The 25,100-nt window shown below is 36.2% G+C and carries 23 protein-coding genes and 1 pseudogene; 16 read left to right on the top strand and 8 right to left on the bottom strand.

The genetic code is table 11. From position 1 onward, the window contains the following. Window positions 1–48: 48 nt before the first annotated feature. Together JTI58_RS04005 and JTI58_RS04000 are read right to left on the bottom strand one after the other, a co-directional pair. Complete coding sequence (locus tag JTI58_RS04005) at window positions 49–1,122, bottom strand: DNA cytosine methyltransferase (RefSeq protein ID WP_205445373.1); 1,074 nt, start codon at window positions 1,120–1,122, stop codon at window positions 49–51. Then, window positions 1,123–2,151 (bottom strand): DNA cytosine methyltransferase, encoded by a 1,029-nt coding sequence (locus JTI58_RS04000; RefSeq protein ID WP_205445371.1) that lies wholly within the window; start codon window positions 2,149–2,151, stop codon window positions 1,123–1,125. A 569-nt stretch (window positions 2,152–2,720) separates the two neighbouring features. On the opposite strand from JTI58_RS04000, the gene JTI58_RS03995 reads away from it, so the two are divergent. Next, window positions 2,721–2,870, top strand: coding sequence for a hypothetical protein (locus JTI58_RS03995; RefSeq protein WP_004228154.1), 150 nt, complete (start codon window positions 2,721–2,723; stop codon window positions 2,868–2,870). A 539-nt stretch (window positions 2,871–3,409) separates the two neighbouring features. On the opposite strand, the pseudogene JTI58_RS03990 reads toward JTI58_RS03995, so the two are convergent. Then, window positions 3,410–3,820, bottom strand: a pseudogene (locus tag JTI58_RS03990) (IS3 family transposase); the annotation flags it as partial. Window positions 3,821–4,207: 387 nt separating this feature from the next. Here JTI58_RS03990 and JTI58_RS03985 point away from each other — a divergent pair. From JTI58_RS03985 to JTI58_RS03950, 8 genes are all read left to right on the top strand, one after another. Further along, window positions 4,208–4,585 (top strand): DUF3221 domain-containing protein, encoded by a 378-nt coding sequence (locus JTI58_RS03985; protein ID WP_205445369.1) that lies wholly within the window; start codon window positions 4,208–4,210, stop codon window positions 4,583–4,585. Between the two features lie 112 nt (window positions 4,586–4,697). Next, complete coding sequence (locus JTI58_RS03980; RefSeq protein WP_205445367.1) at window positions 4,698–5,720, top strand: trypsin-like serine peptidase; 1,023 nt, start codon at window positions 4,698–4,700, stop codon at window positions 5,718–5,720. 420 nt (window positions 5,721–6,140) lie between these two features. Continuing rightward, window positions 6,141–6,689: a helix-turn-helix domain-containing protein gene (locus tag JTI58_RS03975; protein ID WP_205445365.1), complete on the top strand. Its 549-nt coding sequence runs from the start codon at window positions 6,141–6,143 to the stop codon at window positions 6,687–6,689. Between the two features lie 137 nt (window positions 6,690–6,826). Then, complete coding sequence (locus tag JTI58_RS03970; RefSeq protein WP_205445364.1) at window positions 6,827–8,083, top strand: hydroxymethylglutaryl-CoA reductase, degradative; 1,257 nt, start codon at window positions 6,827–6,829, stop codon at window positions 8,081–8,083. A gap of 3 nt (window positions 8,084–8,086) precedes the next feature. Beyond that, the gene (locus tag JTI58_RS03965) at window positions 8,087–8,527 is read left to right on the top strand and encodes a hypothetical protein (protein WP_205445362.1); all 441 of its coding nucleotides are present in this window, start codon (window positions 8,087–8,089) and stop codon (window positions 8,525–8,527) included. Beyond that, window positions 8,524–9,879: a tripartite tricarboxylate transporter permease gene (locus tag JTI58_RS03960; protein ID WP_205445360.1), complete on the top strand. Its 1,356-nt coding sequence runs from the start codon at window positions 8,524–8,526 to the stop codon at window positions 9,877–9,879. Before JTI58_RS03965 ends, JTI58_RS03960 begins: the two co-directional genes overlap by 4 nt. A 19-nt stretch (window positions 9,880–9,898) precedes the next feature. Then, the gene (locus tag JTI58_RS03955) at window positions 9,899–10,798 is read left to right on the top strand and encodes a hydroxymethylglutaryl-CoA lyase (RefSeq protein ID WP_205445359.1); all 900 of its coding nucleotides are present in this window, start codon (window positions 9,899–9,901) and stop codon (window positions 10,796–10,798) included. Between the two features lie 356 nt (window positions 10,799–11,154). Then, on the top strand, window positions 11,155–13,110 hold the full coding sequence (locus JTI58_RS03950) for an AraC family transcriptional regulator (RefSeq protein ID WP_205445357.1): 1,956 nt from the start codon (window positions 11,155–11,157) through the stop codon (window positions 13,108–13,110). A gap of 222 nt (window positions 13,111–13,332) precedes the next feature. Here the strand turns inward: JTI58_RS03950 and JTI58_RS03945 are convergent, their stop codons facing one another. Beyond that, complete coding sequence (locus tag JTI58_RS03945; protein ID WP_205445355.1) at window positions 13,333–14,064, bottom strand: response regulator transcription factor; 732 nt, start codon at window positions 14,062–14,064, stop codon at window positions 13,333–13,335. A gap of 130 nt (window positions 14,065–14,194) precedes the next feature. Between JTI58_RS03945 and JTI58_RS03940 the strand changes: the two genes are divergently transcribed. Together JTI58_RS03940 and JTI58_RS03935 are read left to right on the top strand one after the other, a co-directional pair. Then, on the top strand, window positions 14,195–15,655 hold the full coding sequence (locus tag JTI58_RS03940; protein WP_205445354.1) for an amidase: 1,461 nt from the start codon (window positions 14,195–14,197) through the stop codon (window positions 15,653–15,655). A 135-nt stretch (window positions 15,656–15,790) separates the two neighbouring features. After that, window positions 15,791–17,047 carry an MFS transporter gene (locus JTI58_RS03935; protein ID WP_205445352.1) on the top strand — a complete coding sequence of 419 codons (1,257 nt, stop codon included), beginning with the start codon at window positions 15,791–15,793 and terminating at the stop codon, window positions 17,045–17,047. Window positions 17,048–17,118: 71 nt separating this feature from the next. Here the strand turns inward: JTI58_RS03935 and JTI58_RS03930 are convergent, their stop codons facing one another. Then, on the bottom strand, window positions 17,119–17,559 hold the full coding sequence (locus JTI58_RS03930) for a cell wall hydrolase (protein WP_205445351.1): 441 nt from the start codon (window positions 17,557–17,559) through the stop codon (window positions 17,119–17,121). Between the two features lie 134 nt (window positions 17,560–17,693). After that, window positions 17,694–18,248: an ECF transporter S component gene (locus JTI58_RS03925; protein WP_036078698.1), complete on the bottom strand. Its 555-nt coding sequence runs from the start codon at window positions 18,246–18,248 to the stop codon at window positions 17,694–17,696. 178 nt (window positions 18,249–18,426) lie between these two features. On the opposite strand from JTI58_RS03925, the gene JTI58_RS03920 reads away from it, so the two are divergent. The 4 genes from JTI58_RS03920 (at window position 18,427) to JTI58_RS03905 (ending at window position 23,251) form a co-directional block, all read left to right on the top strand. Continuing rightward, window positions 18,427–19,275, top strand: a complete 849-nt coding sequence (locus tag JTI58_RS03920; RefSeq protein WP_205447096.1) for a pyridoxamine kinase — start codon at window positions 18,427–18,429, stop codon at window positions 19,273–19,275. A 251-nt stretch (window positions 19,276–19,526) separates the two neighbouring features. Then, entirely contained in the window at window positions 19,527–21,023 is a 1,497-nt protein-coding gene (locus JTI58_RS25020; RefSeq protein WP_205445350.1) for an McrB family protein, read from the top strand. Further along, on the top strand, window positions 21,007–22,293 hold the full coding sequence (locus tag JTI58_RS03910) for an McrC family protein (RefSeq protein WP_205445348.1): 1,287 nt from the start codon (window positions 21,007–21,009) through the stop codon (window positions 22,291–22,293). Before JTI58_RS25020 ends, JTI58_RS03910 begins: the two co-directional genes overlap by 17 nt. Window positions 22,294–22,330: 37 nt before the next feature. Next, window positions 22,331–23,251 (top strand): DMT family transporter, encoded by a 921-nt coding sequence (locus tag JTI58_RS03905; protein ID WP_205445346.1) that lies wholly within the window; start codon window positions 22,331–22,333, stop codon window positions 23,249–23,251. Window positions 23,252–23,353: 102 nt separating this feature from the next. Here JTI58_RS03905 and JTI58_RS03900 read toward each other — a convergent pair whose 3' ends face one another. After that, window positions 23,354–23,899, bottom strand: a complete 546-nt coding sequence (locus JTI58_RS03900; RefSeq protein ID WP_205445345.1) for a DinB family protein — start codon at window positions 23,897–23,899, stop codon at window positions 23,354–23,356. Window positions 23,900–24,007: 108 nt separating this feature from the next. Between JTI58_RS03900 and JTI58_RS03895 the strand changes: the two genes are divergently transcribed. Next, the gene (locus JTI58_RS03895) at window positions 24,008–24,505 is read left to right on the top strand and encodes a GNAT family N-acetyltransferase (protein WP_205445343.1); all 498 of its coding nucleotides are present in this window, start codon (window positions 24,008–24,010) and stop codon (window positions 24,503–24,505) included. 60 nt (window positions 24,506–24,565) lie between these two features. On the opposite strand, the gene JTI58_RS03890 is transcribed toward JTI58_RS03895, so the two are convergent. Continuing rightward, window positions 24,566–24,811 (bottom strand): hypothetical protein, encoded by a 246-nt coding sequence (locus JTI58_RS03890; RefSeq protein ID WP_205445342.1) that lies wholly within the window; start codon window positions 24,809–24,811, stop codon window positions 24,566–24,568. Between the last annotated feature and the right edge of the window lie 289 nt (window positions 24,812–25,100).

The raw sequence follows: 25,100 nt of genomic DNA, 5'->3' as shown, positions 1-25,100 counted from the left end.
AATATCTTCATTTTAGGCTTTAGCTGTATAAATATTTTTTGAGAAATTTTACTCTTTCTCTAATGATAGGGAGTTTTTTATTTGTTCAAAGAAAGGTTTTGCCATTAATGGTGGAACAGCATTACCTACTTGAATACATTGTTGTTGTCTTGTTCCAAAGAAAACATGTGTGTCTGGGAAGGTTTGAATTCTAGCAGCTTCTCTAACAGTCAAAGTTCTATTTAATGTAGGGTGTATAGGAAATGCATTGTGGCCGGGAACCAATGTATTAGATGGTAATTCACGGTGCAATCTTTTGTAAATATGACTATAATTTTTTACTTTACCTGTTTTAGAATCAACTCGAGTAGCTTGCAATAGATGTTCAGGTAAATCTTCAATATTTAGTTTAGATCCTTCTTTTACATAAGCCATTCTTTCTGAGACAATGTCTTTATGTTTTAAAGGCACATGGTTAGGAATATCTGTCTCAGTAAAATTAACTAAATCCATTATTGCTTGACCTACAGTTTTATATGGATGACTAAGTAAAGAAGGATTTTCTGAATGTGTTGGTTCAGGGAAAATAATATCTTGTCCTAAACGATTTCCTATCATTAACATACGATATCTTTTTTGTGGAACGCCATAGTCAGCTGCACAAAAAACTTTATACTCAATTTTGTCATACCCTAAAGACTTAAATTCTTTAATCACTTCTTCAACGAATAAACCCTTATCTAAAGATAGGAATCCTTTAACATTTTCCATAAAGAAATATTTAGGTTTTAATTCTCTAACTACACGAATAAATTCATAAACTAATTTATTTCTGTCATCTTCTTTAGGATTATACCCTTGTGTATTAATAAATCTCCTTTTACCAAAGACTGAAAATCCTTGACAGGGTGGACCTCCTACAACTAAGTCTATCTCGGAATTTTTGGTTAATTCAACCATTTTTTCTTTTGTCAAATTTCTAATATCATCGTCAAATACAGGGATATCAGGAAAATTCTCGAGGTGTGTTCTAACAGCAGCTTTATCAATCTCTACAGAGAAAAGTACATTATAGTCTGTCTGTAATAAACCTTGTAATAGACCTCCTGCACCCGAGAATAGATCAACAGCATTTAAACGCAATTACACTTCCTCCTTTAACAGTTTCTTCTTGATGTGTTCAGCTAAAATTCTTGAAAATAAAGGCGGAACAGCATTACCTACTTGATGCCCTTGTTGACGACGATTACCTTTAAATATCATCCAATCAGGAAACGTTTGAATTCTAGCAGCTTCTCGAACAGTTAAACTTCGATTTAAAATAGGATGTATAGGAAAGGCATCGTTCCCAGGTACCATAGTAAGCGCTGGTTTAAATCGCGATAATCTTTTATAAGTATTACCGAAATTCTTTCTGTATAGCTCTGGAGGTAAATCATTTTCTGGTAGACGTCCACCTTCTGGAATTAATTTATATCTTTCGATAATTTTTTCGGTATGTTTTAAAGGTACATGATTAAAGTCTTTATCTTCTTTAATTTCTACCAAATCTTGAATAGCATACCAACAATTTTCCCAAGAAAAAGTTCCATCTTCACCATTTTCAGAATGGGTAGGTAAAGGGAAATTAACTTCATGCCCTAGTCTATTTCCAATAATAAAGACCCTTTCCCTTAATTGAGGGACCCCGTAATCTGCCATATTTAATAATTTTAATTTATAATCGTACCCAGTTTTATCTAATTCTTTATAAACCCCTTTTATAAAGTCTCCTTTATCCATTGTTAGTAAACCTTTAACGTTTTCAATTACAAAATATTTAGGTTTTAACTGATTCAGGATTCTAATATACTCAAGAATTAATTTATTTCTTTCATCTTCTGCTGTTCGCCTTTCAAAATTTGAAGAAACTCGTTTTCCAATAGTAGAAAATCCTTGACAAGGTGGTCCACCAATTAAAACGTCGATTTCTTCTCCTTCAATTAAGTTAAACAATTCAAAGCCTGTCAATTGATTAATATCATCTGAGAAGAATGGGATTTCAGGAAAATTAAATTCATGAGTTTTGGCTACAATAGGATTACTATCTACTGCTAGTTTAATTTCAAAACCAGCTTCTTGAAAACCAAGGTGTAGCCCCCCAGCTCCACAAAATAAGTCTACTACTTTCATAAAATCTCCTTCTAAGAAAACATTTGTTCTTATTTTATAACATTTTACATGTAAATACAAAAGATAAAAGCAGTAATCTAAAATTGACTACTGCCAGTTAAAGTATAGGTATTTATATAAATTTTATCATATCGTCTCACTAAATTCATTAATTCGGATTAAATACATTTAGTATGAGATATTTGCTTTGTCAAATCCAGTTTCTTAATATCTGTTTTCAGTTATTTATGAACTCGTAGTCAAAACCGTAGTCAAAGAGTATTGAAAATATCAAAAATCTTCTATAAATTATGGTGCGACGGTATTCATTTAAGAAGAGGGTTCGACTCCCGCCGTCTCCATACATAAAGGTGAGCAAGATTGTCGCGGTAAATAATGATAAAGGTATAATAATATAAAAATGGATGGATACAGATAATACATTTGGCTATGAATTATTTACTAAGCTTTTACCGAAATTAAGGTTAAGCAATACACCAATATAGGAAAAAGGTTTACATCAACAAAATAAGGTATACTATATTTGTTGAATAGATATCTTTAAAGGCAGGAAAAGTAGGTGAACCAAAGTGGGGAAATATCAATTGGATACTAAAGGTAAGGTGGCTGTGGCAAAGTATCATGAAAAAAACAAGCCGGCCAAATTTGATAAAAAGCAGCAACTTGAGAAAATACGTGCAGAGTATTTGAAAAAGAAGCAAGAACAAACAGATCAATAATTTGAATGAAAACATAGGAAGACTAAAATTTTCCTATGTTTTCTTTTCAAATTGATGATAAAGACATTGAAACGACATAGACATATAAATGGGAGTCACCATCTACAATTGAGGACAAAAAATTACATGATTTGAATGCATTTTTCTGTTTTGATAATAATCTTAAATCCTACCGTATGATATTACATCTTAGCCCCAACGACGATTGAGTGGGAGTAGTCATAAAGCGAGATAACCATCCGTTTATCTCTTTAAACTGATATCCAACGTTTTTGGTTAAATGTGAAAGAATTCATGTGAATATATGCATATCAAATTCTTCAAAGGCTCTATTTTGGGTATTAATTTATAAAATTGTTTTTACATCTGAATGTCTCAGTCTCTTAGTATTTTTTTATTTGCATCTGCTTTCAATAATAGAGACTAATGTCTTTAGAGGAAACTAAGGTTTTTCTGATGAAAAATTATCTTTATTTGTAGCATTCCTAAAATCAGAGCGCAATTAAGTAAGTTACACATAAATGAATGAAAACGATAAATTAAATAGTTAATTCGAAGTATGTTAGCTTCGTTATTTCATTAGGCTGTTTGGATAAATGAGTTCGGTATTGCACCGGACTCGTTTTTAATTTTGCCTTGATCCGTTTCATATTATAGTAGTTTATATATTTTTCTAATTCTATTTTAAAATGCTCTATACTTTCAAATTCCCTCATGTAAAGGAATTCGGATTTCATAATGTCAAAGAAATTCACCATGACAGAGTTGGCGTAACAATTTCCTTTACGAGGCATATATGGAACAACCCCTCTTGATTCTAAGTCAGGACAGTATTTATTCATTTGATAATGCCAGTCCTGATCGGTATGCATAAGTAACTGGTGGTTCTCAGATAAACGTTCGAGTGCTTTGTCCAACATGTCTGAAACAAGTGAATAGGTTGGTCTAGAGTAAACTCTAATGTTTAATTTGTATACGGCTGAATAATAGCTTCAACTACATTGTATTCCATATTGCTTAATCCATTTAAGGATTGCTTTATTATTAGTCCCCATAGATTTAGCTATAGCATAGGAGCTTTCCGTTCCATTCCTTTTAAGTAGCGCTCAACAGCTTGTAATTTATTTTCGGCAGTTCAATATTTTACCGATTCTATCCAATCGTATTGAAAACTTCAAAATATTTTCTGTATTCCTTCTTTGGGAAGTATTACAAGTAAAGTATTGTTTGGTATTGTAGAATAGAGGTGAGCACAGTATTTGGTATATTATGTACATTTAAAAATGCTAAATTGTATTCAACATGAAAATTATTAAATGTATAAGGTGGTGGTTTGAATGAAGGATAGAATCCCCAAACCTATTATCAACACGATTTTATTGTTACTTTTTCTTGTTGCTTTATGGTTCTTAGGTAATGTTAGCCAACTATTTGCTAGTAAAGAAAATACCGAAAGTGAAATTGGTTATATAGTAATGCATGAAGGAATAGTCTATTTTATTCAAGGAAAGGACGTTCAACAATCAGATATAGAGAGTTTCTCTAGCGAAAATCTCCTGTTCTCAAATAAATTTGAATCAGTTTCAATTTTAATTAATGAATCGAAACTTTCTATGAAAGGAATTAAAAGTGGAGATGAAGTGAGGATTTGGTATTCTGAAATTTTGGAGTCAAATCCAGCAAAAATCAAAGTTATTCGTATAGAAAAACTGTGACCAAAATTATTTTTTACTAAATATAACTTAATTACCATTTATGAATAATAACTTTAATTTATTTCCTTTATTTATTAGAATGTTAGTTAACAACAGTCTAGGAGGAATGAAAATGAAAAAAATTACTTTAAAGTTTTTCTTTATGTTTATCTTTTTATTAGTTCCTATGAATGTCTTTGCGGAGGATCAACTTAGAAGTTTTACATTTGATTCAAATGATTCTTCGCATCCTTATGATATGGTAAATTCGAAAGGTGAAATTATTAAATATGAGGACTTCAAAAATAATAATTTGCAATTAATTAATGAAACACCAAGTTTTCAAGGCACTGGAATAATTTCACCTGTTCAGATTGATAGCTTAATATTTCATAGTAAATCATTTATTGATTTAACTCCGTCACCTGTTATTATTGAAGACAACTTATCTAAAAATACAAATGAAATAACTCCATATATAGTAATAGGCGAGGACGGTAGAACAATTGTAGAAAATACACAAATAGCACCATTTAGTTCAATTACGTATATTGAATTAAATTGGGCGGATGGTACAAGTGGCACCTGTACAGGTACTTTAATTGGTAGGAACAGGGTTCTAACAAATGCACATTGTGTAATCGATGCTGGAACACAAAGGGGTATATCTAGTGCTACAGTTTATCCAGGCGTAAGTGATAGCACGGGATGGTTTGGCTCTTATAATGTTAGGGATTATTTTGTCCCTTCTCATTGGATTTCAACTGGTTCAACCTCAGAAGATTTTGCTGTACTTGTTTTAGATGCAAATAATAATAGACATGCAGGAGATGTTGCAGGATTTCTTGGAATAAGACAAGTAAATAATCTTCTTAACGAAAATGTTGGTATTTTTGGGTATCCAGGAGATTTAATAAGAGCAGGTGGTGTGGTTTCTCAATTTGGTATGAGAGGAAATGTTACAAGAGAAGATACGTCTTTAGCCTTTTATACAATTGATACTGCACCTGGGCAGTCGGGATCGGCATTATTAAATGCAAACAACCAAGTTGTTGGTGTTCATAGAGGTTCATATATTGTTAATGGGAACACTATGAATGGTGGACCAAAGATGAATTCAAATATGTTCAATTTTGTATCTCAAGCTTTGCAGTAACAAGAACAAGAACTTAGTCAATTTACAAGAAACTGTCTAAAATGAGGGCTTTTAACTAACCATGAATAAAAAGTAAAAGGCAGAAATGCAAATAAAGTTGTTTCAGCAATTCCGTAAATTTATACTTAGATTAAAACTAAATTCTATATAATCTTTATAATAACTAACTGAGACAAAATTCTAAAGATCAGACACACATATAAAAGTGAGTGTCTGATCTTTTTATGTAGAAATTGAAATTAGGGTGTCAATACATATTAGACAATTAGCATTTTCAGCAACTTAACTCTCATATTGGGATAAAACTGATACCGCAGACTAAAATGAAGGAGTATTATACGCTCCGTATTTTTCTATCCATCATTTAAAAATATAGTATAGTTATTGTAAAAACCGAAATGATCGAGGGGACTGGAATAGATGAACTTACTAGAAGTTGGAGTAAAAATAAAGCAGATGCGGAAGAAAAATAAAATGTCTCAGGATGATTTAGCTTCGCAGATTAATTTAACGAAAAGCCATATTTCAAAAATAGAAAATGGCAAAGCGACACCGAGTCTGGTGACATTGTCCAAGATTGCGGAAATATTTGATGTGCCAATGGCTTGGTTTGTTATCCAGGATCAGTTTGATGGCATTTCGATTGTTTCGAAAAAAGAACGCAATGAGACTGTTGAAACGAATGAACTTGGCTATCAATATGAGTTGTTAGCGAATAAGAGTTATATGAGCAATATCAATCCTTCTATTGTTACTGTACATAATGGAGCGGAAAATTTAGCCCCTTATACACACGATAATGATGAATTTATTTATGTCATTTCGGGTAGTATCGTCTTGAAATACGATCATAAATTTTACAATTTAGAAGAGGGGGACTCTGCGTATTTTTCTGGGAAAAAGGAGCATATCTTTATTAACAATTCTGCGGAAAACTCAAAGGTATTAACGATTTATGTTGAGGATTAAATCTTTCTTTTAAACGTAATTATTATCGAAAATGCAAATTTCTTGTTTACAATACTATTCAGACAATTTACAATTGGTGTAATGTTATTCAACTAAGTTGAATTATATTACACTTTTTTATTTTTGGGGGTATAGGGATGACTTCACGAATTAAAGGATTTTATTTACTTTCAGTAGAAGAGCGAATTAAGTTAATCGCTGAAAAATCAAATTTAACCAACGAGGAAGTTGAAGCTTTAAAAAGTGGAATTTCATTAGAGCTTGCAGACGCAATGGTTGAAAATGTTATTGGACATATTTCAGTGCCTCTAGGGGTAGCAGCCAACTTTAAGGTTAATGGCAAAGAGGTATTTATTCCGATGGCTACGGAAGAGCCGTCAGTAATCGCTGCGGCTAGTAATGCGGCACGTGCAGCATATGAGTTAGGGGGTATTTTTACTTCCAGCTCGGGAACAGTTATGCGTGGACAGATTCAGGTATTAAATATTGAGGACCCTCATGCAGCGAGGGCGAAAATTTTTGAACATAAAGATGAGATCATCGAGCATTGTAATGAAAAAGATCCAACGTTAGTCAAGTTAGGCGGTGGAGTGAAGGATATAGAAGTACACTTAATCGACACAGCAAAAGAAACAATGGTTGTCGTCCATTTAATCGTAGATACGAAGGATGCAATGGGGGCAAACGCTGTCAATACAATGGCAGAATCTGTGTCACCATTAATCGAACGGATTACAAATGGACGAGTTGTGCTACGGATTATTTCAAATTTAGCAGATAAGCGTATCGTCCGTGCGCGTGGTGAATTCTCAACAGATATGCTTGGCGGTATAGAAATTGCCAAAAATATTGTAAGTGCTTACGAATTTGCGGATGCTGACCCGTATCGGGCTGCCACACATAATAAAGGGGTTATGAATGGTATCACAGCCGCAGTATTGGCATCGGGTAACGATACACGCGCTGTTGAGGCTGGTGCACATGCCTATGCTGCTCGTTCTGGTAGATATCGTTCTTTAACAACGTGGGAGCTAAATAAAGCAGGCAATCTTGTTGGTACGTTGGAATTGCCATTAGCTGTTGGTATTGTGGGAGGGGCTACGAAGACTCATCCAGTTGCAAAAGCAGCGCTAAAAATAATGGATGTGCAATCTGCAGAGGAGCTAGCCAGCTACATTGCCGCAGTTGGATTAGTAGAAAATCTAGCAAGCTTACGCGCACTTTCAGCAGAGGGTATTCAATCTGGTCATATGCGTTTGCATGCGAAAAACTTGGCTGTAATGGCTGGGGCAACAGGCGATATTATTGATCGTGTTGTGCAGCAGGCGGTAGAAGAGAAGGATTTCCGTTATGATCGTGTTTTAGAGATTACAAACTCTCTGCGAGGTGAATAAAACATGGCGAATACTCCATACAATGAGCAAAAAAATGTAGAGGAAAAAAAGTTTATTGAAATTTTAGGTGACACAGTTTCTGGTAATCAGTTAATTCTTTCAATTATTTTAAGCGTTGCCGCAAGCTTTTTAGGCTATCAGTTTGGCCAGTGGGTTTTTCCGAAGTTTGCAGACCCTCAAATGATTAACTCGTATTCATTGTTAACAGGCATTGCAGGTATTCTGATTGTTGTTGCTATCAATACGATTCTTTTTAAACCAAAACGTATTTTAGTAGAAGATGAAGCATCCAGTCATTCTTTAAAGGAAGCATTTGAAGATTTACAAATTGATATAGACGAGGAAATACGCTTAATCGAGGAAGATCCGGTGACAAAAAAAGAGCTCGAGGATTTTGGTATTCTTTCTAGCTTACAAGGCTTGAAAGGAGCGGATAAAAAATGAGTATTTATTTAATAGCTCTTTTATTTGCCCTTCTAGGCGCAGCTATCTTTACTGTCATTGGGCTTATTTCAGGTACAGATGAAACAGCGATTATGGTACCAATTACGCTATTAGTTATTTTGCTGGGAGCGCCTCCTGAAGGGGTATTCGCCTTTTTCATGGCGGGCGTGTTAGCTAAGCACTTAACACATGCTGTACCAACTGCGTTATTAGGTATTCCTGGGGATACAACAGCTGTACCTTTAATTGATCATGCCAATACATTACGCCGTTTAGGTATGCCACACGTGGCGCTACGTAAAATGATTTCCGGCGGCGTTATCGGTGCATTTATCGCCCTACCAACCGCAGTACTTTTAGGTCAGTTTTTAGGCCAATTTGCCGATTTTTTTAAATCTTCATCAGGCATCATTTTTACACTTGCCGCAATTTTAATCGCATTCTTTTCAAAAGGAAAATGGGCAAGTATTTTAATTATTATCCCATTTGCGTTTTTCATTAAAGCTTTAGATAGCGTTAGCTTTGCGATGCTGGATAAACATTTAAGCATTACATTCTTTTTAGGAATTGCCATTGGACCAATGTTTTGTAATATTTTAATGGCGGCATCTTCGGTTGCTAAAAATGATCTAGCACGTAGTAAGCCAAATCAATATAATCTTGCTCCTGAAACGAAATCATGGAAAGGCTATTTTCCAAATCCATTTAAAATTTTATCGAAAAGGCAGACCATTTTTACGAGTATTACAACGTTTCTTTCCTCCCTCACATTTGTCTTCAGTCCTGTCGGGATGACGTCATTGATGGGGGAAATTGTAGGCTCTCGCACAAAAGGTGCCTATAAAAAATCAACAACGAGTCTTACTGTAATGAATGGTGTAACGGAATCGACTTATATTGCTGAAGCGATTATTCCATTAATTGCATTCGGTATTCCGTTAAGTCCAGTTGCACTTGGACCGGCATCACCTTTATTTAATGCACCACCGATTTTTACAGTAGATCCAGTAAACAACTTACACACGCTAATGTCTTCATGGGATTTTTTCATTTTTGGGTTAATCGGTATTAGTGTAGCTGCTTTAATTGCTTATCCATTTGCGATGAATTATGCACGTAAAGCGTCTGTATTAGTATTGAAATATATTAGCCAGGAAGCAATCGTAGCGATGTTCATCGGTTTAGCATTCTTGCTTGCCTATAACGAGGCGCAATTGCTAGGAGTAGTGTTAACATTTACAGTCGCAACTGTTGGTGGTTTATTAAATCGAATTTTAGGTGTAGGAGCCGGTGTGCAATTCATGGTATTCTACGCATCAAGTTGGATTATGCTACAACTGTTCGGCATTTAATTAAAGGAAGTGTATCTTGATGAACTTACCAAAAGCAGTGGAAATAAGAGAAGTAGGTCCGCGTGACGGCTTACAAAATGAGAAAATTTTTATTCCAACTGATTTGAAGGTGCAATGGATTAACTTAATAAGTGAAACAGGTGTCCGCCATATCGAGGTATCCTCTTTTGTTAGTCCAAAGTGGATACCGGCTTTAGCCGATCATCATGAAGTATTCGAGCAAATCACACGTCATGAAAAAATAACGTATGCAGCTCTTGTGCCCAATTTGAAAGGGATAGAAGGGGCCATCCAACAAAAGGTTGATGAAATTGCTTTATTTATTTCTGCTTCTGAGGAACATAATCAAAGTAATGTAAACGCTTCAATCAGCCAATCTTTGCAAAACTTAAAAGCTGTAGCTGAAGTAGCAAATCGTGAAGGTATATCGTTAAGAGGCTATATTTCAACTGTATTTGGCAGTCCGTTTGGTGACGAAGTAAAGCTTCAAACAGTGAAGGAAATCATTGATGCCTATCTAGAAATGGGCGTTTCTGAAATTTCACTTGGTGATACAATTGGTGTAGCAGACCCTGTACAAGTAAAGGCTATTTTATCAGAGCTGCTCACTCGATACGACCATGATTTGTTTGCCCTTCATTTTCATGATACGTATGGCCGTGCTTTAGCGAATATTTTTGCAGCACTTGAACTCGGGATTACAAAATACGACAGTGCTATTGGTGGTTTGGGGGGGTGCCCCTATGCCCCTGGTGCAAGCGGCAATGTGTCAACGAATGATTTAGTAAATTTCCTACATCGTTTAGGCGTGCAAACGAATATTGATGAAGAAAAATTGTTTACCGCAACACAATTTTTACAGCAGGCAATAAATAGACAGCTTGATAGTAAAGTGTATAAAGTACAAAGTAATAAGTAAAAGAATGGGATCTATACCCCTATAGTTAGAGTCAAAATCAGAACTGCACCACCAATTGTTAGACACACTCTACCAATTGATGATGCAGTTTTTTCTATGGGGAAATTTCCTGCTGAGAAAAAATAGAGGCTGTTTTAAGCTATTTGAAATCATAAATAAATTACACACAACGGTGTAACAAGCTACGTCCTTAATTGGAATTCTTCATCTAGTCAGAAATAATTTGACTGTCCTTGACATATCTTGAAACAAAAATCAAAATGAGAATGATTATCATAAATAATTTCAATTGTAATATGCATGGGAAGGAGCAATCTAATGGACTGGGTAGATAGTAGTCGTTACGTGGTTTTATTATGAATATAGGTGAACAAATTCAATTGTGGAATCAAGTTGACATTCGTGTACTCGACATTCGGATAAAACGAATAGGGCGCGGCGATGTGATTTGTGATTATGTAACACCAGCAAGCATGTTTATGTTTGTGGCAAATGGCCATGCTGAACTGTGGACAAACGATGAAGTATGGCTATCCGAACGGTTTCATTTAATACATATCGGCAAGGGGCAGCGGATAACGGTTCAATCCACTGACTTTCTTGACACCTACATGATTTTATACAATGCTTCTTTACCCGCTTCAGCATTGCGGGAGTTTCATATGATGATGCAAACAGACAATCCATTTATGCAAAGCTGGGCAGTGTCACCATCCGAACCGCTCGTTATGCTGGAGATGCTAGAAACAATGCTTACCGACTGGCAACAAATAGACAATGGGCAGATAGACAAAGAGAAAAACATGAAGGATGTCCATGAATTGAGAAAACTGAAGGCCAAGGGGGAATTCATCCGTTTCGTACATGCAACGTTACAGGAGCGGCTGGAGCATGCTCACGCCCCATCTCTAACCGAACAAGTTGTCCGCTATATCGCAAAAAATTATCGTGGTATGATTTCTATGGAGCAGTTGGCCCAGCAAATGAATTACACTCCACAGTACGTTTCGAGGAAATTCAAAGAGCAGATGGGATGCAGTCCACTTGATTATACGATTCGATTACGCATAGACTTGGCGCGAAAATTGCTGTGTGATACCGAAGCGACGCTACAGGAAGTAGCTGCTTATGTTGGTTATCCAGACACGGTCTATTTTAACCGTATGTTTAAGAAACAAACAGGCATAACTCCAGGAGAATATCGCAAGCAATATCAGTATATAGGTTCGAAAGATACAATGAATAGGTCAAATCTGTCCATTGTTGCACCACATCCAGCAATGTATCATTTAAATGGTAATGATATTCATTATCAATTGATGTTGGATGGAGGAAATGATATGGAAATTAAAAAGAAAAATCTATTAGCGATGGCACTATTGTGTCTGACTATGGTCGCATCAGGATGTGGAACATCATCAGAAGGGGCTAACGGAAATAGTGGTGCAACAAAATCGAATCAAGTAAAGTCAGAGGCACCTGCCAACATCCAAATGCGAACAATTAAGACGGCACTCGGAGATGTAGAAGTGCCTATACAACCACAACGTATAGCAGCACCTGCTTATTTAGGAACCGTGTTGGCACTTGATGTCCAACCAGTTGCATCTGATTTTTTATTGATGGAAAGCCCGTATTTAGAAGGGATGCTTGATGGTGTAACGGATGTAGGAGATTCTCTAGAAGCACTGGTTGAATTGAAACCAGATTTAATCATTACAAATATTAATAAAGAAGAAACAGTGGACAAATATTCACTCATCGCGCCAACCGTGGCTATGCCTTATAATAGCTTTGAAACGATTCAGGAGGAAATGCGTTATTTCGGTGATTTATTAGATAAAAAGGATGTAGCTGAACAATGGATTACCGATTTTGAGAGTCGCACTGGTAAATTACGTGATGAAGTTCAAGCCGCACTTGGTGAGGGAGAGACCGTTTCCATCATGCAGGAGTATGATGGAAAGGTATTCTTATTCGGATCAAAGTCTGGACGCGGCGGTCGAATTATGTATGAAATATTAGGTGCGAATCCACCCTCAACGGTTCCAGAACATATGCTAGCTGAATCATTTTACGAGTTTTCGCTAGAAATGCTTCCTGAATATACTGGAGATTATTTGGTTTTAACAACAAAATCAACGTTGGAGGAACTACAGGCTGATCCGATTTGGGGTAACTTGCCTGCGATTCGAGATGGAAAAGTATACTTGTGGACGGAAAGTGAGTCATGGTTTAGAGACCCAATTGCAGTAGAAGGACAAATAGACAATTTAGCTAAATGGATTATTGAAACTGCCAAAACAAAATAAAAGTGTAGCTAAAGAGCATCTATGATAAATAAATATCAAACATGATAGAAAAGAGACATTTCGATCTTGGAAATGTCTCTTTTATAATGTCAATTTAGAAAATATTGTAGATACCCCTATAGTTCAAATGACAAATCATATCTATAAGGCTCCAGGTTGTAGAAGAGTTCAATGTCACAATATGTGGGTATCGAACAGGAAATTATTCTTTGGAGGAACCTACTAAACACGATCAATATACTTCAAACACTTTGCTAGTAGCTGGGTACGATTTGTTACTTGAAACTTTCTATATAGGTTTTGAAGATGTTTTTTAATCGTATTTTCACTGACGAATAATTGCTGGGCGATTTCTCCATTTTTCAAGCCCTTGAAAACAAAGTTTAAAACTTCTCTTTCTCGTTCCGTCATTTTAAATAGGATGGAGGGCTGTGAATAGTGATGAAGGGAATACATGTTTTCGATATTTCTTTTCAAATACACTAATTTTAAAATATCTTTTTCATTAAATAACTTTTCTCCTGTTTTCCTTAAAAAGCCAATAACCGCTACGAGCTTATTGTCTACCCTCAAATACATCGCCATTTCATCTTCATAGCGATTTTCTTTTAAAAAAACTTCTTTATAGTGGGTTTGTTTTTGCAGACACATAACTTCATTCCTATTCATTAGCTGAATGGAATGCTGTGTACCTATATTTTGAGGGTGTAATGGATCAAATTTTTGATATATTTGTAAATAATCATTAATCGTATGACCCTCTATATTTAAAAGCACAGGAGCATTTAATTCATTATTCAATATTTCCCAAAATAACATATGGTGATAGCCGAGATGCTGACTTAATGTATGCAATAGTTCATGTTTAAAACTCTCATTACTTTGTTTCACATTTATATTCGAAATATGATAGCTCGCTTTAAGAATGTTTTCTAAATCATTTTCCAAAAACATGAAAACACCTCGTTTCTCTATTATGCATTTATATTCTACTTAAAACAGAATTATCCTTTCGGGTAATATCTTAATTTTAGAATATTCAGTACATTGTAATTGCAAGATTACTACTATACGAGGTGATGATATGAATTTACAAGAGTATGCATCATATGACGGTATTGGGTTGGCAGAGTTAGTAAAATCAAAGGAAGTAACACCACAGGAGTTAAAGGAGCTAGCGTTAGAAGGAATAAAAAAAGTAAATCCATCCATTAATGCGGTCGTTAGTGTGTTAGAAGAGCAGGCTGACAAAGCAATTGAGAAGGTTGATGAAAATGCTCCGTTTTCAGGTGTTCCATTTTTAATTAAAGAGCTTGTGTTACATGCAGAGGGTGTTCTGCATAGTATGGGGAGTCGTATAGGGGAAAATACGATTATTCCGGTCGACAGTGAATTAATGGCGCGTTTTAGAAAGGCTGGCTTGATTTTAGCAGGTACTACGACAACACCTGAGTTTGGCTATAATGCAGCTACTGAAGCGGTTATTTATGGTGCAACGCGCAATCCATGGAATTTAAATCATAGTCCAGGTGGTTCGAGTGGTGGATCAGCAGCTGCTGTTGCGAGTGGTATTGTGCCAATCGCTCATGCCAATGATGGCGGTGGTTCTATTCGTATTCCCGCTTCCTGTAGTGGGCTAGTTGGATTGAAACCTACACGAGGAAGAGTTCCAGCTGGTCCATTCAATAGCGAGCCTTTAAATGGTATTGCCATTGAGTTCGCTGTGACTCGTACAATTCGTGATACAGCGGTGCTACTGGATCAAGTAGCAGGTCCTGATTTAGGGAGCTATTCCAAATTAGAAGTAACACATGCACCGTATGGACAACTTATCCTAGAAAAAGTGCGCCCTCTAAAAATTGCTTGGACAACTGAAGCAAATTCTGGGGCATTTGTCGATCCAGAATGCATTGAAGCTGTTCATAAAACAGTACAAGTTTTAAAGGACCTAGGACACGAAGTAGTAGAAGCGCGTCCGAAATATGAACAAGCATCATTTACAAAGGCGACGGTTGATATTTGGACAGCAAATATTTATCAAATGATTAAGGGTGCCGCAGCGGGGACTGGTAAAACAGTTTCTCCGGACAATATTGAAGCAGCCATTTGGAAATGCTATGAGTATGGTGGACAGTTAAAGGCGGCTGATTTATTGGAAGCTATTCATACAAATGCAGTCGTTTCACGTCAAGTTGCAAGCTTCTTTGAAGACTATGACATTTTATTGAGTCCAACAATTGGCACGCTTCCTGCTAAAATTGGTGAATTAAATGCGAACAATCCTAACATCTCAGCTGTTGAATGGACGGAGCAAATTTTCACGTATGCACCGTTTACAAATTTATTTAATGCTACAGGTCAGCCTTCCTTATCATTGCCTTTAGCAGAAAGTAAATCAGGCCTACCAATTGGTCTACAAATGACAGGTAAATTTGCAGATGAATTGACGTTATTACAGCTAGGTAGACAGCTAGAGGAAGCAATGCCTTGGAAAGACCGTAAACCAGTAGTACATGTCAGTGAACAGCCTCAACCAGCAGTATAATATAGCATGAACGTACTTAGTATAGACTAGGTGCGTTTTCTTTCTGTCGTAATTTTGAAGCTTCCTCAAAAGCAGGTCTTCATCCTGACCTTAAACTCATATACATAAAATAAAAGCTAATAGGAGTAGTGATTATTGGACAAACAACAACATAAGTACAGATGGATTGTGTTTGTTGCTGTATTGTTTACCTATTTGTTAATGGCAAGTCAGCGAACTGCTCCAGGGTTAATTACAGATCAATTAATGAAGGATTTTGGGGTAACGGCATCGACAATCGGGTTATTGACGAGTATTCAATTTTTTGTGTACACGAGTTTGCAAATTCCGATGGGGATTTTAGCTGATCGATTTGGGCCAAACTTTTTCCTCATCATTGGTGCCACCCTTACAGGAATAGGGACCATTCTTTACAGTCTAGGTACACATGAAGTTGTCCTATTCTTTTCTAGAATGCTTACTGGCGTAGGAGATGCGACCATATGGGTGAATATGGTGCTTATTTTGGCACAATGGTTTCATAAAAAGGAGTTTGTTCGATTAATTGGCTTTGCAGGCATGACTGGGAGCTTAGGCTTCTTATTGGCGACAGTTCCTTTTGCTACATTGATCCTTTTATTAGGTTGGCGAATCACCTTTTTTTCAACGGGATTATTATTATGTTTATGTGGTGTACTTCTTTATTTTGTGCTGATAAAAAACACAAAACGTATCTTTTCAAAGGAACCCATAAGCATAACTGAAGAAATACAACGTGAAAAAAGCTCCATATTATTACGAAGAATATTTTCAAGCAGGCAAGCATGGGCTTTATTTTTTTGCCATTTTGGCGTTGTTGGAGGTTATGTTGGTTTTATCAGTTCGTGGGCAGTACCATATGGGATCAATATGTATGAGATGTCCCGTTCAGAGGCTAGTCAGCTGATTATGATTGGATTAGTCGGGGCGCTTATAGGAGCTCCTTTAATGAGTTGGATTGCCGGCTGGCTAGGAACGATTAAAAAACCATATATTGTTGTTCATATTACAGTTTTATTGAGCTGGTTTTCATTTCTTTTATTGAAAGGACATCCTCCATTTTTCATGCTCATCGTCCTATTCTTTCTCATTGGCTTTGGCTATGGCGCAAGTGCCTTAACCTTTGCGGCAGTTCGTCAAACTTTCCCTCTAACTGAATCCGGCATTGTTTCTGGGTTTGCCAATACAGGTGGCTTTCTAAGTGCTGCATTGTTGCCCATTATTTTTGGCTATATTTTAGATTACTTTCAAGCTGCCACAGGTAATGTAAGTGATGGGTACTACTACGGCTTCATTTCGCCTGTTATATTTTCTATAATTGGCTTGATTGGTGTGATAATGTTTAAGGAAAAGCTTTTGAAAGTAATGGATTAAGCCATGTTAAATAATGGGAGAACAAAGGAAATACCTGCAATTGAGGTATTCCCTTTACAATGATGAACTAACTATCCCATATATACACTAGCACAAGTATCTGGAGCGGGTTCATAGAAGCAATGATTTTTAAATTGCCCTGTAAACGGCTGGCCGTACCATGTTGGGGGACATGGGGCATATGGATTGAAGTACCAAAGTGCGTATTTTGCTGGATGATCTCGCCAGAAATCTAAGTTCTGTTTCGCTAATCTTTTTTCCGTTTCTCTCGCTCGTTGGTAAAACATATTGCCTTTTTGAACGGCTTCGAAAGAATAATTTCCACCTTGAACCTGGTAAATAACCTGCTCAATCGTTCTAACATCGTTGAAGTCTAAACAAGATGCTACTGCACGATTCACAATGACATTGCCCACGTAAAGCATGCCTTGTTTTCCTTCACCCTCAGCTTCCGCTCTCATCATCCTTGCCATTAAAGCAACGTCTGCATCACGGTATTTTACTCTTGGCATTTTTACACCTCCACCCTATAGTATGAAAAAGATCAAGGCTAGTTTCGCTTTATCTTGAAATTCATTGTTTCTGCATAGCACTCCATAAAAAACGCCAACTGTACTGTGTAAAACAGCAAGATGGCGTTTTTTCATTAAAAATTCTTTTTGAAGTATGGTGTTTTTTTCAGTACAACACATACTGGGATGGCGATAACTAAGCCTACGATGTTTTGAATGACGTCTCCTGGAATGGATGCCATCGGGGCAATCCAGCTGTTGAACATAATGGCTTGCCCAACATAGTAAACAGCAATCATCACGGGCATTGATACTACTGCTCCTAAAATATTCAGCCCAAGATTATCACCTTTATGTCCTTTTGACCAAGCAATTTTACCGACAATGAAGCCTTGTAATGCGCGTGAAATAATAGTCGTGGGTGCCCAAATTAACCAGCCACCTACGATATCGAATAAGCCCATTCCAATGGCTCCAGCAAGTGCACCTTTTTTAGGTCCGAATAAAATAGCAGAAATAAACAGCATGGATGTTCCTAAGTGGATAAGTCCACCTTGCCCGATCGGTAGCTTAAGATTGATAAACATTGTAGCAACAAAAACAAGTGCTGCTAAAATGGCTGTAATGACTAAATCAAATGTTTTGGTGCGTGATTTTGTATAGGATGTTGGCCTTTGTATATTTTGCATTTGTCTCTTCCTCACTATGATGAATATTTTGATGATTTTTACTTTAGCAAAGGACTGACTGTTGTAAAAGTGTCAATTTTATAAAAAAATTAAGGGTCAGTTCGAGGTTATTTTCGCATTTATCTAATTATGATACGATGAGGAGAGTAAAAGCAGGATGAGTTAGGTGGAATGAATGATGAAAAAAGTTGCGGTAATTCAAGATATGTCGTCCTTTGGAAAGTGCTCGTTAACGGCTGCGATGCCTGTGCTGTCTGTGATGGGTGTACAGGCTGTGCCACTACCTACAGCTATTTTAACGGCACAAACGGGGTATTCGAGCTTTTATTGCGAAGATTTAACATCAAAGATGGACTCTTTTATAGATGAGTGGAGCAAGCTTGGAGCTACCTTTGATGGTATTCACACAGGCTTTGTTACAGGTAAGGAGCAAATCGATAATATATTTCGCTTTTTAGACGTGTTTCACTCAAAGAAGACGACATTGCTTGTTGATCCAGTGATGGGTGATCATGGTGAAGTCTATAAAATGTTTACGGGTGAATTGCTTGATCGTATGAGAGCGTTAGTAAAGTGTGCGGATATTATTACGCCAAATGTTACGGAATGTTGCTTGCTTACAGGTTTATCCTATGAGAGGCTACAGAGCTATCAAAATGAATTAGATTATATTCATGCCCTTGAAGAGGCAGGTCAGCAGCTACAGCAAACAACTGGATCAAACGTCATTATTACGGGTTTGAATCCACCAGCAGCAGATGCGGACAAGCGTTATGTAGGGAATATGTTTGTCGATTCTGAGCGGTCTTTTCATAGTATCCGCAACTATAATGGTGAGAGCTATTCAGGTACAGGCGACCTGTTCGCATCCATCATGATGGGCGGCATGATGCGTGGACAAGATTTAATGGAGTCAATGAAACTAGCGGAAACATTTTTAGCCGCTGCAATTGAAGCTACTTCGAAGGAGCAAGTACCCCGTGAGGCAGGCGTGCATTTTGAAAAGTTTTTACGCATGCTGATGTAAAAGAGTAATAAAAAATTCGTAAATGTCAGTTTTATAGTGACCTTTACGGATTTTTTTGTTGTAGAAAAATTAAATAATATAGGATGATCTTAGTAGATAAGTTGGTTATTTTTATAAAATAACTAGTAATATTTGTATGAATTTATGGTATTATGATGGGAATAAATTTCTTGATAGAAGATACCTAAGCAATACAAGCTTACCAATCAGAGTTGCTAGAAATATGAAGTTTAGAGGAGGATTCCCCAAAAATGAATAAATGTAATATCAATACAATCCTGTACGGTCCACCAGGAACAGGGAAAACGTATAATACAGTGAACTACGCGGTTAGTATTATTGAGAATAAAGACTTTATGGCGATTTGTGCAGAAGCGTATCAAGACGTTTTTGAACGTTATCTTGCGTATAAAAAGCAAGGTCAGATTCGATTCGTTACTTTTCATCAATCATATGGATATGAAGAGTTTATTGAGGGAATCAAGCCTGTTTTAAACGATGAAGCAGAAGAGAGCATTCAATACAAAATTGAATCAGGGGTGTTTAAAGAATTTTGTGAGCAAGCGCAGCAATTAAAATTAACTGCTCATAATCAGGTGATGGAAGGAAATAAAAAAGTTTGGAAGATTTCTCTAGGAGGAAGTGGGAATAATTGGCTGAAAGAGGAATGCTTTAAGGACAATCAAATTCGTATAGGCTGGGATGAGGAAGGTACTGACTTTATTGAGGATGGGGACTATCCTTCAGATACCTTGTACTATTTCTATGAGGGAATGAGTGTTGGAGATATTGTCTTTTCTTTAGGTGATCAAAAGCATATTGATGCAATTGGCATTGTCACGGGAGAGCCAGAATGGTTAGAGGCTGAGGAAGATTTTAAAAGGAGTCGAGAAGTAGAATGGATAGCCACGGATATCTATGAAAATATTTATGAGCTAAATGGCAAAACGAACTTAGTGCAGCAAACCATTTATGAGCTTTGGAGACTATCGATTAATGATGTAAATAATTTAATTTTAAAATACTCGCAAAATGATCAAATCGATGTGGAAGAAAACACTAATAATTATGTCTTTATTATCGATGAAATTAATCGAGGCAATATATCGAAGATTTTTGGTGAACTTATTACATTAATTGAGCCGACAAAACGAATTGGGGCGCAAGAAGAAATGCATGTAAAGCTTCCCTATTCTAAAAAGGATTTCGGGGTACCTCAAAATGTCTATTTACTGGGAACTATGAATACAGCCGATCGTTCGATTGCCCTGATGGATACAGCACTTAGAAGACGCTTTGACTTTATTGAAATGCTGCCAAATTTGAATGCAGTAGCTGATATAAAAGTAGGAAATATCCATATTCAACGTCTAATGGAAGTCATGAACGCTCGTATTGAAGCGCTATATGATCGTGAACATACTATTGGTCATGCATATTTTATGAGCTTAAAAGAAGACAATTCATTAGAAAATCTAGCTACTATTTTTAAGAATGCGATTATTCCGCTTCTCCAAGAATATTTTTATGAAGATTATAGTAAGATTCAGTTAGTGTTAGGAGATCATTTAAAACCACAGCAATATCGATTTATTTTGGATGAGAAATTAAGTATAAAAGGATTATTTGGTCGAGACATTGATATAGACCTCCCAGAAACAAAATACCATCTTCAAGCAAGTGCATTCGAGGAACCATCAAGCTATATCGGGATATATGGAAGGGTCGAGAATGAAGAGGTTAATTGAAATGAAGGAATACGATATCCTGACATGCAATAAAGCTTATAAAGATGAGTATATATACTTAGATAAGGATTCTTTCGAGCAGCTTGAAAATATGATTTTGCACTGCAATGAAATGGAAGATGTTGAGGCATACGATTTTTTCTCTGTTTCCACAAAGCGACATGTTGGAAAGGTCATTCGTGCAAAAAATTATGTTGGTATTGTGCAATTGAAGAATGGTACACAAATTCAAATTTTGCCAAAAATATATGGGAAAACAGCCATTGACCCTAAAAAAACATTTGTGAAAATGCTTAAATCGCTACAAGAATTTCCTAGCAAAACATTTAATGAGACTAGCCTTCGGACAGATCGTATGACATTATTGGAAATTTTCATTCGATTGTACATTCAAGAAGTGCAAAAACTGATTAAAAAGGGGCTTAAATCATCCTATTATGCGATGGAAGATAACTTAAATGTATACAAAGGTAAAATGGTATTTTCACAGCAATTAAAATATAACCTTGTTCATAGAGAACGTTTCTATACACGCTACGATGAGTTTGGGATGAATCGGGCCGAAAACCGCTTAATCAAGGCTACATTACTTAAATTGCTAAAACAATCAACAAGTAATGACAATATAAACGAAATTCGTAAACTGCTCGTACACTTTGAACTGATTGAGCAATCAAAAAACTACAGCAAAGACTTTTCAAAGGTAAAGATTGATCGTAACTCAAAAGATTATGAAACGATTATGCAATGGTCTAACATTTTTTTAAATGATGAAAGCTTTACAACTTTTTCGGGAAATTCATTTAGAAAAGCATTATTATTCCCAATGGAAAAAGTTTTTGAGTCTTATATTGGCTTTCATCTGAAAAAGCTACTAAGTAATTCAGCATGGCAGGTGCAATTACAGGATAAAGGCTATCATTTATTTCAAGGAAAATTTGCATTACGACCAGATATAGTGTTAACTAATGGCGCTGGCAAAATTGTTTTAGATACAAAATGGAAAATGCTAAGTAATACGCCACACAATAACTATGGAATTACACAGGCAGATATGTATCAAATGTATGCTTACGCTAAAAAATATCACGCTAAAGAAATTTGGCTTATCTATCCATTGAATACTGAGGTTGAACAAATGAAAGAAATCTACTTCAACACAAATGAAGGTGACCAAAGTACCGAAGTGAAGGTATTCTTCGTCGACTGCCACCATGTAGAGGACAGTTTGGAGAACCTAGTAAAGAAGTTTACTCTAGCGACGCAATAGTAAACATATGAGTAGACATCCTATCAGGAGGAAATCTATGGGAGTTATAGTTGAAAATAAACGTAATCTATATGCAATAGGGGTAATAAGTTTACTATTGTCAGCCATTTTAACGTCTATTAGCCAAGTGTATTACTCGAACCGTGTACAAGCGGTGCATCCATTTCTTTTCACAGGCATTAGTTTTTTTCTCACGACTGTCTTCTTTCAATTAATCACAAGTAAGCAAAAGGTAGAGCCCTGCTGGAAAGAGGCTCGATCATCTTTATGGAAGTTAAACGGTGCTTCCATATTAGCCTTTATGGGGTTTTACTTTGCATTAAAATATATTGAACCTGCGATAGTGAGCTCTCTTGAAATGGGACTAGGCCCATTGTTTGCATTGCTACTTGCAATACAGCAGAAAAAACGAGTGATAAATGCACAGTGGGGTATTGCAATTGGCATATTTGCAGCTAGTTTATTACTAATTGGTGCTATTTTTACAGGGAAATCGGCTGTACAAACATGGGACCAATCAAGTATTTTAGGAGTCGGGGCAAGCATATTGTGTGGACTTGGTGCAGTATTATGTACAGTCTATTCTAAGCGGCTCAGTCAATTAGGATGGACAAGCTCAATGATTTTAGCAAAAAGATTTTATGGTATCATTTTGCTATCATTTATCGCTACATATGATGTCATGTTTACTTATTTACTTGAAAACATTGGTTGGATTTTACTGATGACAGTCATCGGTGTTTTGATTCCAATGTATTTATTACAGAAGGGTATTCAATATTGTGAAGTATTTCTAGTCATGATGTCACTGTGTTTTATTCCTGTATGTACCTTCTTTTTTCAGCTTTTTGATACAAGGTTACAATGGTCAAATATTACGTTAATGGGCGTCTTATTACTGTTATTGTTTGGAATTTTAAGTGTTGTTGTAGAGCAAAGAGATCGTAGCGTTTCCTAATGAAATTTTTCCATGACAAAGTTGCTATACTGAAAAATCCAGAGCCAGTTTTGATGGACATAAAATCAAATTGGCTCTATTTGACTTCATTAATTGTACCTTTCAATATAATTTTAACCCTTTCATAATATTAAAATGATGTCTCTCATGAATAGCCAACAACTGAATAGCTTGAATTAGATTAGGATAATGCGCAATGGGATCTGGAAAGATAATGTGTCCGGCAACATCCTCGTCTATATCTTTTACTAATTTTTGCAAAGCAAGTGTCTCGTTGATAAGTAATTGCTCGATATCATAACTATTTAAGGCAAAGCGTAGTTTCTTAGATGGAACTAAAATAGCTGGTGCTCGCATTCCTTGTCCTTTTTTAGATTGATATTCTTCATAAATATCATGTATTTCAGTAGCGAAGGGCTTGTTTCTTCGCATTTTGGCAAAAGGTGTGAGGAAGAAAGAATATTTGGTTGCTGTATGTAACATTTTGAGAATCAAATAGAGGTGATAAAAGTGTTCACCAATGGACCATTTTCCTTCATGTCCTTGCTGCCATAGTTCCTCTTGTGGAAGCGTATGAATAGCTGGTAGATAGTGTGCTCGTTGCTCCTCTAACGTAAGAAAATGTTTCACCATACTAGTAGATTTCATAGATTTTCAACTCCTTTATTTCCATTTTAAGGATTGTTATAGGAAAAGTACATTAAATGCTAATCGTTATGGCCGATAAATAGGAAAAGTACGATGGGAGGGAAAGGCATGGAAATTAGACAATTAACAGCAGCTGATGCTGAGGTATATAGAGATTTAAGGTTAGAGGGATTGCAAACAAATCCTGAAGCTTTTGGCTCTAGCTTCGAGGAAGAAAAGGATTTGTCACTTGAGTCGTTTGCAAGTAGGCTCGAAGGACAAGGAACATTTACATTTGGTGCATTTGACCAGGAGGAATTACTCGGTGTGGCAACATTGGTGCAAGCAAATAAAATGAAGCTAAAGCATAAAGCGAGCATTTTTGCCGTTTATGTTTCACCAAAAAAGCGAGGATTGGGCATTGGAAAACAACTAATGGTAGAGGTCATCAATCAAGCAAAATCACTAGTAGACGTCGAACAAATTAATTTAACAGTTGTGTCTTCCAATGAATCAGCAAAGGGATTATACACATCGTTAGGCTTTCACGTTTTTGGAACAGAGCGAAACGCCTTAAAAATAGGACAGCAATATTTTGATGAGGATTATATGGTGCTGTATTTCTAAAAAAGTTAAAAAGCCTTTGAAGTTTCTATCTTCAAAGGCTTCAATTTATTATGATGAGTATCAATGGAACAATGAAAATAAAGCAATGAATAAAAGAATCCCCGTAATATAAAGAATAAGTAAAGAGCTAACAATGCCCACTTTTTTTATAAGTAACCATATACTTAGCAAGATAATAATGACCGATAATGGGAGTGCTAGCCAAAATCCAAGAATCCCCAAGTATTCAATCGTAATGGGGAATGAATGGTGAAAGTAATTGTAGGGAATATCTAGCATGAGAAAAATGGTCAAAATCAGTTCCATAAAATCCCCCCATCTACATATTTGTTCTTACATATATGGTATGCAGATAAACAGGTAAGTCACACGGCAGTACTTTTAAAAAGAGTGCTGCCGTCATTTCGGATTAAAGCTCTTACAAATAAATACCTCAGTGCCTGTTGCCTCAAGAGTCTCAGGACATACTACAGCGGTGGCTGGTATTCGTGCATTCTGCGGACTACAAGCATTACTCTATAGGTCTGAAGGTACGCTCAATAAAAATATATAAATATAAACACATACATAAGAGTAATATGCCTAAGCTTATAAC

Source organism: Lysinibacillus fusiformis, from assembly GCF_016925635.1.
Lineage (GTDB): Bacteria > Bacillota > Bacilli > Bacillales_A > Planococcaceae > Lysinibacillus > Lysinibacillus fusiformis_F.
Note: the sequence above shows the minus strand (reverse complement) of the source record. Positions and strands in the feature narration are given on the sequence as shown.